Source organism: Nonomuraea sp. C10 (assembly GCF_008017515.1).
GTDB classification, from domain to species: Bacteria; Actinomycetota; Actinomycetes; order Streptosporangiales; family Streptosporangiaceae; genus Nonomuraea; species Nonomuraea ferruginea.
The window spans coordinates 5536220-5550118 of sequence record NZ_VPFF01000001.1 but is presented as its reverse complement, the minus strand read 5'-3'; the positions used below and the strand labels follow the sequence as shown (position 1 = coordinate 5550118).

Sequence of the window (13899 nt, the reverse complement as noted above, 5' to 3'; positions counted from 1 at the left end):
CGGCCCTGCGGCCCGCGCTGTGCGCGGGCCGCAGGGCCCAAGCATGCGAAACTTGCGCATTTCTGGGGCCACTTGGGCGATCGGTGACGGTTTGGCATGGATTATGCGTCGCTATGATCACGCAGTCTTGTGGTGAGGGGATCTCGGACCGTTGTCTACGCGCAGTCGCACTACATCCGTGGAGGCCCCGTGCGCTTACCCGTCGCCATAGCGGCCGTCGCCGTATCCGCCGCGCTCCTCACCTCAGGAGTGGCCGTCGCCGAACCCGTCCAGCAACCCGCACCGCCGTCCCGGGACTTCGGCAACGGGCCGGACCGCAACGAGGAGGCCGCCGGCCTCGGCGAGCGGGCCTCCGCCCTGCGCGCCGCCCCCGGCGAGGACTTCCGCCGCCGTCCCGGCCATGACCAGGGCTACCCCCGGCGGAACACGCTGCCCGTCCCCGCCGAGAACCCCGCCGACGCCGCCATCAAGCTCGGCCTCGTCCCGTACCACGGCATCGCCGCCAAGCTGAACGACCTGCAGCGGCGCAGCGACCGGGTGAGCGCCGAGATCACCGGCCGCAGCCACAACGGCCACGACCTCTACCTGGTGACCGTCACCGCGCCCGAGAGCCGCGGCGAGGCGCGCGAGCAGGACCGGATCCGCGAGCGCATCGAGAACGACCCCGCCGGGGCGGCCCGCGACCGGAAGCTCGTCAAGAAGTACAAGGCGCCGGTCTTCTTCAACGGCAACATCCACGGCAACGAGTGGGAGGGCACCGACGCCGTCCTGCGCGTGATCGAGGAGCTCGCCACCAGCACCGACCCCAGGACCGCCGCCCTGCTGGGGCGGACCAGGCTGTACTTCAACGTGACCGCCAACCCCGACGGCCGGATCGCCGGGACCCGGCAGAACGGCGCCGGGTTCGACCTGAACCGCGACTTCATCACGGCCTCCCAGCCCGAGGTCAGGGCGATGCGCCAGATCATGATCGACACGCAGCCGGTGGCCATGCTCGACCTGCACGGGTACGTCAACGGCACGCTCGTCGAGCCCACCACGCCGCCGCACGGCGCGAACTACGAGTACGACCTGTTCATCACCAACGCCTACCCCAACGGCCTGGGCATCGAGGCGGCCATCCTGGCGCTCGGCTACACGCCGGAGGCGGACGGGGTGTTCCCGCCGCAGATCCCGTTCCGGGACTCCGCCGAGGGCTGGGACGACTGGCCGCCGATCTTCACCCCGCAGTACGCGCCGTTCCAGGGGGCGGTCGCCTCGCACACGATCGAGTTCCCGATGCGGGTGAACGGCTCCGACTACACCAACCGGCCCGTCGAGGAGCTGCGCCGCCGCTCGGCCATCAACGTCGACATCGCCGCCGCGGCCGTCCGGGCCACGTACGCGTTCGTGGACTCCCGGCACGACCGGATCATCGCCGACCAGATCGAGGTGTTCAGGCGCGGCGCGGCGGGAGAGCCGGCCAAGGAGGTGCCGCTGGGCATCGTGCCCGGGTTCGGGCCCGAGGACGTCTACACCACCACCTACCCGCGCGCGTACGTCATCCCGGCGGGCAACGCGCAGCGCTCGGCCACCGCGGCGGCCCGCCTGGTGGACCACCTGGTCGCCAACGACGTCCGGGTGGAGCGGGCGAAGCTGCCGTTCCGGGCCGGCGGGAAGACCTATCCGGCGGGCTCGTACGTGGTCGACATGCGCCAGCCCAAGCGAGGGCTGGCGAACGTGATGCTGGAGCCGGGGCAGGACATCTCCCCACGGGTCGACGCCATGTACGACATCTCCGGCTGGAGCCACGCCCTGCTCTGGGGCGCCACGGTGGACACTGTCGCCTCCGGCTCGCTCCACGTGGTCGGCGTGCCGGTGAGCGCGGCCGCGCCGACCGGGTCCGTGCCGGACGGGCGCGGGCCGCTGGCGCTGGCCGTGCGTGACGCCAAGGAGGTGCGGGCCGTGAACGACCTGCTCTCCCAGGGGGTCGAGGCGGTCTGGGCGGACGGCGCCGTGGTCGTCCCCGCCGGGGCCCGCGGCGCCGCCGAAGCCGTGGCCGACCGCTACGGCGTGGCCTTCACCAGGGCGCGCTCGGGCGACGGCGTCCCGCTGACGCCGGTCCGCGTCGCCGCGGCGGTCTCCGCCGACGAGCTGTTTACGCTGCGCGAGCTGGGCTTCGCCGTCACCCCGGTCTCCACCGCCGTGCTGAACGCCGGCTTCGACTGGAGCGGCGCGGACGTGCTCGTCGTCTCCAGCGGGCTCAGCTACGCCGCGCTCGACCCGCAGGCCAGGGCGGCGCTCGACGCGTTCCTCGCGAGCGGCGGCGTGGTCACGCGCGGCGGCACCGGCGCGGCCTTCAACGCCGCCGCGGGGCTGCTCACCGCGACCTCCGTGGCGGGCCGGGGCGATGCCAACGGCGTCGTCAGGGTGACGAACGGCGACGGGCAGGTGGCCGGTGACGCGCCCGCCCACGCGTTCGTCTACTCGCCGCGCTGGTTCACCGGCCTCGGGCCCGAGGTGACGGTCGAGCAGTCGTACGCGGCCGGCGACCCGCTCGTCTCCGGCCACTGGCGTCCGAACCCGGACGGCACCGGCGGCCAGGACGCGGCGGCTGGTCAGGCGGCCGTGGTGAGCGGGCGGGACGAGCGGGGCGCGGCGGTGGTGCTCTTCGGCACCGAGCCGCTGTTCCGCAACCACCCGAAGGGCCTGTTCCCGCAGGTCGCCCGGGCGCTCTACTGGTCCGCCGCCGTCACCGGCAGCCCCGTGACCACCCGATAGCCGGCGTGGCCGGCGGCCCCGCGCGGGCCGCCGGCCCGTCCGTCAGTCCGGCGCCGGGACCAGGGGCAGGAACTGGTCGTAGAAGTCCGTCTTGATCCGCAGGACCCGCTGCTCGGTCTCGCGGAAGCCCGCCGCGGACTCCTCCCCGGTGACCAGCTCGGCCAGCCGGGCGCCGAGCTGGTCGGAGTGCGTCGCGGACGGGAGGGACTCCGCGCCGAGGGGGTGCGCCTTGGCGTCGTGGACGAGATGGGGATGGTAGAACCTCGACCGGTTCACGCCGTCGCCGGTCAGCGCCTGGGCCATCCTCGGCCAGAGCCGCCCGTACTCGGCCGCCACCAGGATCTCGCCCCAGAACCGCAGGATCGTCACGAGCCTCAGGTCGGCGTCGGGCCCGCGGCCCGCCTCGGCGATCAGCCGGAAGATCGCGGTGGTCGCCTCCACCGTGACGGCGGTCGGCGCGGTCTCCACCAGCGCCTTCCTGGACACGCCCAGCCGGAGCATGTCCGCCTTCATGTCCTCCCGGTGCGAGGGCACGCGGCCGTCGCCGCCGGGGTACTCCTCGCGCAGGATGACGCGCGCGATCCGGCGGCTGGACTCGTCCTCCAGCAGGTCGATGGCCAGGTCGTAGGCGGGGGTGAAGGCGAGCGACAGGAACCGCCGCTGGAGCAGCACGGCGGCGAAGCCGTCGGCGGAGAGCAGGGCCGCGCCGGCCAGCACCGGGTGCCGCTCGAACCGCGCGACGAGGTCGTCCTCGAACGCGTCCAGCTCCTTCATGTGGGCCTCCTGGGCGGGATGTCCTTGAGTGATGTGCGCCAGTCGGAGAGGTCGACGTCGTGGCCGACGGCCCAGAGCATGTCCAGCTCGCCCTGGATCTCCGCGCCCATCGGGGTGTCGGCGCCGTCGATCTCCAACTGCGTCGAGTCGACGGCCAGCTTGCCGTGCAGGAACGAGCTGACGAAGTAGCGGTCGTCGGCCCGGTAGACGGCTATCGACGGCAGGGAGTCGTAGATGCGGACGCCGAGCAGGTGCTTGTTCGCCCCGGCCTTCTTGTGCACCGAGGCGAGGACGGACAGGCACCGCTCCACGTTCGCCGGCACGTCCTCTTCGAGCGCCGGGTCGCGCACCACCCGAAGCGCCTCCTCCCGGAGCTTGGCCACGGCCGACCGGGGATGCAGGAGCAGGACGCGCACCCGGACGCCGCGGTGCAGGGCCTCCTCCAGCGCGTCCTCCAGCCGGTGCAGGTGAGGTATCCACGTCTGCAGGATCGCGGCCTCGCGCCTGGCCGTGACCAGGTGGTCGATGAACACGTCCTCGGCGAAGCGGCGGTGGATCCGGATGACGCCGCCGTAGTGGGAGACCTTGCGGTCGCGGGCGATGGCCTCGACGTCGAGGGTGACGATCAGGTCCTTGATCTTCTCGATCGCCCTGAGCCGGTCCAGCTCCAGGAGCAGGAAGAGCGTCACCGTGCTCAGGATGAGCAGCGTGATCTTCGGAATGGCCGCGCCGAGCATGCCCGGGTCGAACCAGCCGAACAGGGCGGCGGCCGAGACCACCGCGCCCAGGCCCACCGTGAGGGTGAGGGTGACGCGCTCCGCTATGTGACGTATTCCGCTGGCCATGGCAGATCCCGGGGGGTTGCGCGCTGCGATTGACTGCGACGATAACCGCGGATCGGCCGCCGCGCTGCGGGAGTGGTGAAGTGCGGTGTTTCGTCCCCGCGCAGGGCGGTCCCCGGGGCGCTGGCGTAGGATGGAGCGATGTTCTGCCGCGTCAGGGACGGCGTCGTGCCGGAGAGGGACGGATGAGGCTCACGCTCGGCTCCCGGACGTTCGGAGAGACGCCGCTGCTGATGGCGATCGTCAACCGCACCCCCGACTCCTTCTACGACCGCGGCGCCACGTTCGCCCGCGAGGAGGCGCTGCGCCGGGTCGACCAGGTGGTGGCCGAGGGGGCCGACATCGTCGACATCGGCGGAGTGAAGGCGGCGCCCGGCGGCGACGTCGACGTGCGCGAGGAGATCGAGCGCACCGCCCCGTTCGTGGCCGAGGTGCGCGAGCGCCACCCCGACCTGGTGATCAGCGTCGACACCTGGCGTCACGAGGTGGGCCGCGAGGTCTGCCAGGCCGGGGCCGACCTGCTCAACGACGCCTGGGGCGGGGCCGATCCCAAGCTGGCCGAGGTGGCCGCCGAGTTCGGTGCGGGGCTGGTGTGCGCCCACACCGGCGGGGTCGAGCCGCGCACCCGGCCGCACCGGGTGGAGTACGACGACGTGGTGGCCGACGTGATCGAGCGGACCGTCGCGCTGGCCGAGCGGGCGGTGGCGGCCGGGGTGCCGCGCGAGCGCGTGATCATCGACCCGGCTCACGACTTCGGCAAGAACACCTGGCACTCCCTGGAGGTGACCCGGCGCGTCGACGAGCTGGTGGCCACCGGCTGGCCGGTGCTGGTGTCACTGTCCAACAAGGATTTCGTGGGCGAGTCGCTCGACCTGCCCGTGGGGGAGCGGCTGATGGGCACGCTCGCCGTGACCGCGCTGTGCGCCTGGCAGGGGGCGCTGGTGTTCCGGGCGCACAACGTGCCCGAGACACGGCAGGTGCTCGACATGGTCGCGGTGACGCGCGGCGTCCGCCCGCCCGCGCGCACCGTACGGGGGCTGGCATGATCGTCGCGGCGGCGACCGTTCCCGGCGCGCCGCTGCTGCTGCCCGGCGTCACCGGCGGGCCCGTGCGGGAGGTCGCGAAGACGCGCGAGGCGATGGCCGCGGCCGTCACCGCGCTGCTCGACCAGGGGGCGGAGGAGATCGTCGTGGTGGGCGGCGCGCCCGCCACCCGCCCGTTCCCGCCCGACGCCCCCGGCCCCGAACAACGCGTGGCACCGGGCTGGCGACGGCCGCATCATGACCGCCGGTCCGCGCCCGACGAGCGGCGGGGCGACGAGGTGCTGCCCGAGGGTGCTTACTCAGAGGTGTCCGGGCCGGGTGGCGAGAGCGTGCAGGGGTCGGCTGGGCTCGGGGGGAGAGACGGCGCGGGGGAGACGGTGGAGGATCTTCTTCCCGTGTCGCTCGCCGTCGGGCGGTCCCTGCTGGGAGGGTGTCCGGTGCCGTGGACCTTGCGGGGGGTGGGTCGTCATGAGTCGCGTGACCGTTGCCTTGAGCTCGGCCGTGAGCTGAGGGAGGGCGGGCGTCCGGCCGGGCTGCTGGTCGTCGCCGACGGCAGCGCTCGGCGGAGTGAGAAGGCTCCCGGTCATCTCGACCCGTCCGCGATCGAGCTCGACGCCCGGATCGGGGCCGCGCTCACGGCGGCCGACGCCGGCGCGCTGCTGCGCCTGGATCCCGCCGCCTGCGAGCGCGCCCTGGTCGCCGGGCGGGCCGCCTGGCAGGTCATGGCCGCCGCCTGCGAGGACCGGCCATGGCAGGCCCAGGTCCTGTACGAGGAGGACCCGTTCGGCGTCGCCTACTGGGTCGTCACCTGGACCTGACGCGGACCTAGTCTCACCCGGGCTTGGACGCGAGCCGAGGAGTGCCCACCCCGGAAGGACGGGGTGGGCGGGTGTGTGTCAGCGGAGGCTTGCGTGCTGGGTGGCTGAGGCCCAGGTGCGGAGGTAGGACTCGGCGCCGGCGGCCAGGTCCTGGACGATCTCCGGGCCGGCGATGATCCGCATGTCCTCGATCCAGTCGGGCACCAGGCCGTAGTTCGCGACGCCGTCCTGGTTGACGTCCCAGACCCGCTCGCCGGTGCGCTGGCGGTCGAGGGTGACGCCGTCGAGGGAGGTGAAGGGGTACGTGACCGGGTTCGACCCGTTGCCGGCCCGGGGCGCGGGGAGGCGGCCCATGCCGTTGGCGTCCAGCCCGTACCCGTAACCCGGCACCTGGTGGGCCTGCCGGAGCGGCTCGGTGCGCCGCCACTCGTCCACGAAGTGCTCGGCGTCGTGGCCGTACTGGGTGACCATGCCGCCGAGGGCGTAGATGCGGTTCATGTAGTGCGGGTCGGTCCAGCTGTGGGAGGAGATGACGCCCGGATAACCGGCGGCTTCGAGCAGGTCGAGAGCGCTGTCGGCGGCCTTGACGCTCATGTGGTCGATCTCGATCATCATGCCGCGCCGCATCATGCCCTCGATCATGTACTGGCCGAGCGAGGTCAGGCCGCGCGTGTTGCAGTGCGGTGCCGCGGGATAGATGGGCAGCGAGACGCCCGGCGGCAGCAGGCGGGCGATCTGACCGGGCAGCACGCCCGCGGGCTCGATGGTGTTGTCGTGCTCGGCGGTGGTGCAGGTGCGCGCCTGCCAGAACCTGCCGGTGCCGAGCAGGTTGCCGATGTTCACGATCGCGCCCTGGGTGCCCGAGTCGAACCGCACCCCGCACAGCGCGTTGTCGTACTTGTGACAGGCGAACATGCTGCGCACGCCCAGCTCGTACATCTCGTCGAGGCCGCGGTCGATCTGCGCCCGCGTGCACGCGGAGATGCCGAGGACCTGCCGGCAGCCGAACGGCTCGGAGGTCTCCACCCCGAGCACCACGGCCAGTTTGCCCGCCTGGACGACCTGCCGCGCCTCGGCGGGGTCGCGGACGATCCGGAACCAGCCGCGGCCCGGCCCGCCGTGCTCGGCGTCGATGTGGGCCTGCAGTTCGCGGGCGCGCTGGGCCTGGAGCCTGATGGAGTCCATCTCGTCGCAGCCGTGGCGTCGCAGCGGGTAGATGGCGCACAGCTGGCGGTTGGCGACCAGGTGGTTGACCATCACCCGCAGCCCGCCGCGCCAGGCCCGCTCCACCCAGGTGTAATACGCCTGCTGGTGGGTCAGCGAGTCGTGCGCGGGCCAGTCGCGGAACGTCGGCCAGCCCACCGGGTCGTGGGTGCCGGTGGGCGAGCCGGTGCGGGTGAAGTTCTCGAACCAGGCCAGCTCGCCGTTGGGCAGGTGGTCGGGGCAGTCGCGCAGCGCCTTGGCGATGCCGTCGGGATCGAACGGCTTGCCGCACATCAGCATGCCGCCGAACGCCTCGTACGAGAACAGGTGGCTGTGGGCGTCGACGAGGCCGCGCACGTCGGCGGCCGAAGTCGTGGCCGAGGTGGTGGCGGAGGTGGCGACCGCTGGTACGGGGCTCTGCGCGATCAGCGAGCCGGCCAGGAGGACGAGGCCGGAGGTGATGCGGACGAGGGATCGGAGGCTCTTCACGGACACCTCACAAGTGGGGGGTGCACCCAGCATCCGCCGCCCTCCAGGACCCGGCAAGGCCCAAACATGAGCTGCTCTCATCAACTCGCGAGCCGGACCAGCCGCGTGATCGTCACCAGCACCCCGGCGGCCGCGGCCGCCAGCAGCGCGATCGACAGCGGGGCGGCGTAGTACGTGACCTGGACCCAGGTGACGGTCCGCCCGTTCATGAGGATCGAGACCAGGTCCGGGTAGGCGGCCAGCAGCGCGACCGGCAGCAGCGCGGGGACCAGGCGCACCGCGATCCGCCACCGCGGCCTGCCCGCCCGCTCGGCGGCCCAGCGCCGCGCCCGGAGCGCGCCCGTGATCCCAAGGCCCGCCGCCAGCAGCGTGACCGCGGCCAGCACCGCCTCGAACAGCTGCCGGTCGCCTCCGGGCACCTCGGGCGCCCGGCCCTCGCTCATGGCCACGAGGCCCGTCATGACCGCGTAGGTCTCGTCCGTCAGCCCGGCGCTGTCCGTCATGACCGCGAACCCGTACCCCGTCCCGGGGGAGATCGCCTGGACGGCGTTGTAGGTGAACAGGTTGCCCGAGTGCACGAGCAGGCCGGACTCGCGGTCGGGGCTCCAGCCCATCCCGTACTCGTGGATCCCGGAGGGGGCGTGCATGGTCTCCAGGCTCTGCCGCTGCACCAGGGGGCGGCCGTCGCCCGTGTGGAGCCTCAGCCACCTGCCCATGTCGGCGGCGGTGGTGATGACGCCGCCGCTGCCGCTCTCGTCCAGGAACCCGTCCAGCTCGGGACGGGGCAGCCAGAGGCCGAAGATCGAGTTACGGCCGTCGGCCGGTCTGACGACCTCGTCGCTGACCGCGCTGGACGTCATGCCCAGCGGGGTGAAGATCCGCTCGCGCAGGTAGTCGCCGAAGCGGCGGCCGCTCGCGGTCTCGACCAGCCTGGCGGCCAGGTTGTAGTTGACGTTGCAGTACTCCCAGCGGGTGCCGGGGGCGGCCGCGAGCCGGTCGTCGGCCAGCCGCGCGGTGTAGTCCGCGAGCGAGGCGGCGTCGCCCAGATCCGTGACGTCCACCGAGGTGTCGGACAGGCCGGAGGTCTGGTTGAGCAGCTGCCGCACGGTGATCCCGGCCGCCCGCGGGTCGGCCATGCGGAACCCGGGAAGCTGCGCGGCGACCGGCTCGTCGAGCCGGATCTCGCCCCGCTCGACGAGCGTCATGACCGCCGCCGCGGTGAACGACTTGCTGACCGAGGCCACCCGCATCGGGGTGCCGGCGGTGATCGGGGCGCCGCGGGAGTCGTGCCCGTACCCGGCCGCGTGCACGACCTCGCCGTCCCTGGTCACCACCAGCGACATGCCGGGCACGCCCGTCGACTCCATCGCCTGCCGGGCGTAGGCGTCGACGGCGGCGGCCGTGAGCTCGCCCGGCACGCGGGCGTCTCCGTCGAGGGCGGCGGGGGTGAGGGCCAGGAGCAGGGAGAAACCGGCCAGAAAGGACTTCATGGGCAAGCACCGTACGAAGCCCGTTACCCCTGCCGGATCCGCCGAACGTCCAGTGACACCCCTGACGAAGGTGAGGAGTCCCGCCCGGGCTAGGCGACGGAGCTGTACACGGGATCGCCCGTCCACGCGTAGGTCATGTAGACGACGCCCGCGTCGGTGGTGGTGCAGCCGGTGAGCTTGAGCCCGGCCGGGAGGGTGCCCTCGGCGAACATCCGCTTGCCCTCCCCGAGGACGACGGGGAAGACCATCAGGCGGTACTCGTCGACCAGCTCGGCCCTCTGCAGCGTGCGGATGAGGTCGCTGCTGCCCTGGGTGATGATCTCGCCGTCGGTGCGCCGCTTCAGGTCGGCGACCGTCTGCGCGGCCTCGCCCGCCAGCACCTCGGTGTTGCGCCACTCGGCCGTCATCGGCGACCTGGTGGCGACGTACTTGGGCATGCTGTTGATCTCGGCGCCGCCGTCCTCGTCGGACACGTGCGGCCAGTACGAGGAGAGGATGTCGTACGACCTGCGGCCCAGCAGCATGCCGTCCGCGCGGTCGAGCTGGTCGCCCATAATGCGGTTGAACCCCTCGTCCACGTGCGGGGCCAGCCAGCCGCCGTGCTTGAAGCCGTTGTCGTCGTCCTCGCCGGGCCCGCCCGGAGCCTGCATGACACCGTCCAGCGAAACGAAGGCGGAAACCACCAGCCTGCTCGTCATCTCGTACTCCTTCTCCCCGATGGGACCAGGCCCTTTCTCCGGGCCCGCCGTTTTCATGTCCCCAAGGCTGCCGATGCCCTCTTACGGGGTGCTTCAGGTTTCCTTCAGCGAAGGGCCGGTCCCCCTGAAAGGAGGGACCGGCCCCGGCCGTCACGGCATCCGGGCGTAGCCCGCGGCACGGGTGGTGAACGTGCCCCGGCCCTGCGTACGGCTGCGCAGATGGGTGGCGTAGCCGAACACCTCGGCCAGCGGCACCGTGGCGGTGACCACCACCGTGCCGGCCTTCGCCGCCGTGCCGCTGATCCGGCCGCGCCGGGCGGCCAGGTCGCCCAGCACGCCGCCCGCCGCCTCCTCCGGCACCGTCACCGTGACCTCGACCACCGGCTCCAGCAGCGCCATCACGCAGGACCGCAGCGCCTCGCGCAGGCCCAGCCGGCCCGCCGCGCGGAAGGCCGTCTCGGAGGAGTCCTTCACGTGCGTGGCGCCGTCGGTCAGCGTGACGCGCAGGCCGGTCACCGGGTGCCCGCCGAGCGGGCCCTCGGCCAGCGCGTCGCGGCAGCCCGCCGCCACCGCGCGCACGTACTCGCGCGGCACCCGGCCGCCGGTCACCGCCGACTCGAACGCGAACCCGGTGCCCGGCTCCACGTCGAGCACCACGTGCGCGAACTGCCCGGCCCCGCCGTCCTGCTTGACATGCCGGTAGAGAAGCCCGGACACGCCGCGCACGACCGTCTCGCGCAGCGCCACCCGGGGCCGGCCCACGGCGACCGCCATCCCGTGCTCGCGGCGCACCTTCTCCACCGCCACCTCCAGGTGCAGCTCGCCCAGGCCGGACAGCAGCGTCTGCCCGGTCTCGGGATCGGTCCGTACGGACAGGGACGGGTCCTCGTCCGTCAGCCGCGCCAGCGCCGACGTCAGCCGCCCGGCGTCGGTGCTCCGGCGCGGTTCGACGGCCACGGACACCACGGGCTCGGTCGCCGACGGCGGTTCGAGCAGCAGCGGCGCCTCCCGCGCGCACAGCGTCGCGCCGGGACGCGCCGCCTTCGGCCCGGCCACCGCGACGATGTCCCCGGCGACCGCCCGGTCCACCTCGGTGTGCCGGTCGGCCTGCACCCGCAGGATGCGGGCGACCCGTTCGGTGCGATCCGCGCCCGCGTCCAGCACCGTGTCACCCTTGCGCAGCGTCCCCGCGTACAGCCGCAGGAACGTCAGCCGGCCGGTCGCGGTGGAGCTGACCTTGAAGGCCAGCGCCGCGAGCGGCGCCTCGGGGTCGGCGGCGCGCTCCTGCTCCGCGCCGGCGTGCGTGCCGCGCACCGGCGGCACGTCCAGCGGCGAGGGCAGGTACGCGACGACGGCGTCCAGCAGCGGCTCGACGCCCCGGTTCCGGTACGCGGACCCGCACAGCACCACGACGCCGTCACCGGAGCGGGTGAGGTCGCGCAGCGCGGCCTGGAGCGTGCCGGCGGAGATCTCCGGTCCTGCGCAGAACTCCTCCAGCGCGCCCGGGTGCAGCTCGGCCACGGCCTCCTCCAGCAGTCTGCGGCGCCGCCGCGCCTCGTCCAGCAGGTCGTCCGGCACCGGGCCTTCCCTGAGCACGTCCCGGTCCCAGGTCAGGGCTCGCATGCGCGGCAGGTCGACGACGCCGGTGAAGGCGTGCTCGCGGCCGATCGGCAGCTGCGCGACCAGCGGCGTCACCCGCAGCCGGTCGCGGATCGAGGCGACGGCCGTGTCCAGGTCGGCGCCCGGCCGGTCCAGCTTGTTGACGAAGGCGACGCGCGGCACGCCGTGGCGGTCGGCCCGCCGCCACACCGACTCGCTCTGCGGCTCGACGCCCGCGACCCCGTCGAACACGGCGACGGCGCCGTCGAGCACCCGCAGCGAGCGCTCCACCTCGTCGGAGAAGTCGACGTGGCCGGGAGTGTCGATGAGGTTGATCCGGTGTCCGGCCCACTCGCAGCTCACGGCCGCGGCGAAGATCGTGATGCCGCGGTCGCGCTCCTGGGCGTCGAAGTCGGTGACGGTCGTCCCGTCGTGCACCTCGCCGCGCTTGTAGGTGGCGCCGGTGGCGTACAGGACGCGTTCGGTCAGGGTGGTCTTGCCGGCGTCGACGTGGGCGAGGATGCCCAGGTTGCGGACGGCGGCAGGCGATCGGGTGGTGTGACGGCGCACGGTCCATGACCCTTCTTGCGGGATGGAGAACAGGACGGCGCGATGTGCCGGACGAGAAGAGGGGCAGGGCAGACAGAGCAGGGCCCCGCCCCGGGAGGATCAGGGGTTCGTCACGGCGTCCGGTGGCGGGCGCGCAGCCGGCACCGGGCCGCCGGAGACACCAGGATCACCTCGTACCGCGACGGGGGGACGGCGGCCGCGGTGCTGTGGTGGCGCACGGCGGGCTCCCCTCACACGTCGGAGCGCGCCACTGCGGCGCGCGGTACGGCGGCGAGTCTAATGATCGCGAGGGTGACGCGGAACCGGTTTTTCCGGTCAGCGTGACGTCCAGCGGGGGTCGTCGAGGCGCTCGCCGTTGTGCAGCGCGGTGAACAGGTCCTCCCACAGCGGCATGACGACCTCGGGCGAGTAGCTCTGGGCGGTCCTCGCCGCGGCGGCGCCCAGCCGCCGGCGGGTGTCGATGTCGCCCATCAGGCGCGACAGCGCGGCGCCCAGCGCCTCCGGGTCACGCGGCGGCACCAGCACCCCGTCCACGTCGTGCGTCAGCACGTCCGCCGGGCCGGTCGGGCAGTCGAAGGCCACCACAGGCAGCGCGTGGCCCATCGCCTCGATCATCGCCATCGGCAGGCCCTCGATGCGGGAGCTGAGCGCGTAGATCGACGCCGCGGCCATCTCGTCGTGGATCGTCTCGGTGCGGCCCATCAGCTTGAAGCGGCCGGTCAGGCCCGCCTCCTCGATGCGCTCGCGCAGCTTCTCCTCGGACGGGCCGGTGCCGAAGACCTTCAGCTCCCACTCGGGGCGCTCGTCCGCGATCGACGCGAACGCCTTGATGAGGTAGTCGAAGCCCTTCTGCTTGACCAGCCGGCCCACCGCGATCACCACCGGTGCGGTGTGGTCGGAGTGCACGCGCCCCGCCATCGGGATCCCGTTGGGGATGCGGATGACCGGGCAGCCGGGGAGCGCCTCGCGGTATTCGGCGCGGCTGGTCTCGGTCAGCACCACGACCGCGTCGAAGCGGCTGTAGTGGCGGCTGATCTGCTCCCGCACGGGCTTCCGGTACGAGCCCAGGTTCATGTGGTCCTGGGCCACCCGGATCACGCCGGACGTGGCCCGGCGGGCGGCGATGAGGTTCAGCGCCGGGCGGGTGGTCACCAGGATGCCGTCGCTCAGCGGGCTGACGTAGTCGATGACCGCGCGCTCCACGCGCTCGGTGAAGTAGCCGGCGGCGAACTCGCCCGCGGGCACGATCTTGCCCCGCGCCCGTCGCCACACCTTGCGGGCCAGGGAGTCGGTCTCGACCGCGTTCCGCTGGTCGACCAGGGCCCACACCTTCACCCGCGGATCGATGGCGAACTGCGGCTTGGTCCGCCGGCGGACCGCGCTGACGATCTCCACGTCGTGACCCGCGGCCGCCATGGCGTTCGCCTGGTTGACCACGGTGCGGATGGTCCCGCCCATGCCGTAGGCGTGCAACAGCATGTACCGGATCTTCATCTCTTGCGTCTCCGAGGCATGTCTCAGCCGGATGGCGTCCCGGGGCCACCCGTTTCATGCGGATCGAGGCTAATGCCTCTAGCTGGGAGTTCACTGGCAACGGCCCATGGACCCGCTCA

The 13899-nt window shown here is 72.9% G+C and carries 10 protein-coding genes; 3 read left to right on the top strand and 7 right to left on the bottom strand.

Annotated elements, in window-relative coordinates; translation table 11 throughout:
• Positions 1 to 189 precede the first annotated feature (189 nt).
• Positions 190 to 2760, top strand: coding sequence for a M14 family zinc carboxypeptidase (locus FR742_RS25430; protein WP_261808737.1), 2571 nt, complete (start codon positions 190 to 192; stop codon positions 2758 to 2760).
• A 42-nt stretch (positions 2761 to 2802) separates the two neighbouring features.
• On the opposite strand, the gene FR742_RS25425 is transcribed toward FR742_RS25430, so the two are convergent.
• Together FR742_RS25425 and FR742_RS25420 are read right to left on the bottom strand one after the other, a co-directional pair.
• A complete protein-coding gene (locus FR742_RS25425) occupies positions 2803 to 3534 on the bottom strand; it encodes a hypothetical protein (RefSeq protein WP_148033264.1) in 732 nt (243 codons plus the stop codon).
• Positions 3531 to 4379, bottom strand: a complete 849-nt coding sequence (locus FR742_RS25420; protein ID WP_148033263.1) for a hypothetical protein — start codon at positions 4377 to 4379, stop codon at positions 3531 to 3533. The genes FR742_RS25425 and FR742_RS25420 overlap by 4 nt, the downstream gene beginning before the upstream one ends.
• A gap of 182 nt (positions 4380 to 4561) precedes the next feature.
• Here FR742_RS25420 and folP point away from each other — a divergent pair, with 182 nt between their 5' ends.
• Both folP and FR742_RS25410 read left to right on the top strand, forming a co-directional pair.
• The gene (folP, locus tag FR742_RS25415) at positions 4562 to 5422 is read left to right on the top strand and encodes a dihydropteroate synthase (protein ID WP_148033262.1); all 861 of its coding nucleotides are present in this window, start codon (positions 4562 to 4564) and stop codon (positions 5420 to 5422) included.
• A complete protein-coding gene (locus FR742_RS25410) occupies positions 5419 to 6237 on the top strand; it encodes a hypothetical protein (protein ID WP_148033261.1) in 819 nt (272 codons plus the stop codon). Before folP ends, FR742_RS25410 begins: the two co-directional genes overlap by 4 nt.
• A gap of 78 nt (positions 6238 to 6315) precedes the next feature.
• On the opposite strand, the gene FR742_RS25405 is transcribed toward FR742_RS25410, so the two are convergent.
• The 5 genes from FR742_RS25405 to FR742_RS25385 form a co-directional block, all read right to left on the bottom strand.
• Positions 6316 to 7929, bottom strand: a complete 1614-nt coding sequence (locus tag FR742_RS25405) for a dipeptidase (protein WP_261808736.1) — start codon at positions 7927 to 7929, stop codon at positions 6316 to 6318.
• 80 nt (positions 7930 to 8009) lie between these two features.
• Positions 8010 to 9419 (bottom strand): serine hydrolase, encoded by a 1410-nt coding sequence (locus FR742_RS25400; protein ID WP_148033259.1) that lies wholly within the window; start codon positions 9417 to 9419, stop codon positions 8010 to 8012.
• An 89-nt stretch (positions 9420 to 9508) separates the two neighbouring features.
• Positions 9509 to 10117 carry a dihydrofolate reductase family protein gene (locus FR742_RS25395; RefSeq protein WP_148033258.1) on the bottom strand — a complete coding sequence of 203 codons (609 nt, stop codon included), beginning with the start codon at positions 10115 to 10117 and terminating at the stop codon, positions 9509 to 9511.
• Between the two features lie 150 nt (positions 10118 to 10267).
• Positions 10268 to 12286, bottom strand: a complete 2019-nt coding sequence (gene fusA, locus FR742_RS25390; protein WP_148033257.1) for an elongation factor G — start codon at positions 12284 to 12286, stop codon at positions 10268 to 10270.
• 315 nt (positions 12287 to 12601) lie between these two features.
• Positions 12602 to 13780, bottom strand: coding sequence for a glycosyltransferase family 4 protein (locus FR742_RS25385; protein ID WP_148033256.1), 1179 nt, complete (start codon positions 13778 to 13780; stop codon positions 12602 to 12604).
• Positions 13781 to 13899: the final 119 nt, after the last annotated feature.

Excerpts from the sequence above, each read along its gene's own strand:
- FR742_RS25425 (WP_148033264.1), bottom strand. The coding sequence starts at position 3,534 with ATGAAGGAGCTGGACGCGTTCGAGGACGACCTCGTCGCGCGGTTCGAG.
- FR742_RS25395 (WP_148033258.1), bottom strand. The coding sequence starts at position 10,117 with ATGACGAGCAGGCTGGTGGTTTCCGCCTTCGTTTCGCTGGACGGTGTC.
- FR742_RS25400 (WP_148033259.1), bottom strand. The coding sequence starts at position 9,419 with ATGAAGTCCTTTCTGGCCGGTTTCTCCCTGCTCCTGGCCCTCACCCCC.
- FR742_RS25410 (WP_148033261.1), top strand. The coding sequence starts at position 5,419 with ATGATCGTCGCGGCGGCGACCGTTCCCGGCGCGCCGCTGCTGCTGCCC.
- FR742_RS25385 (WP_148033256.1), bottom strand. The coding sequence starts at position 13,780 with ATGAAGATCCGGTACATGCTGTTGCACGCCTACGGCATGGGCGGGACC.
- folP (WP_148033262.1), top strand. The coding sequence starts at position 4,562 with ATGAGGCTCACGCTCGGCTCCCGGACGTTCGGAGAGACGCCGCTGCTG.
- FR742_RS25420 (WP_148033263.1), bottom strand. The coding sequence starts at position 4,379 with ATGGCCAGCGGAATACGTCACATAGCGGAGCGCGTCACCCTCACCCTC.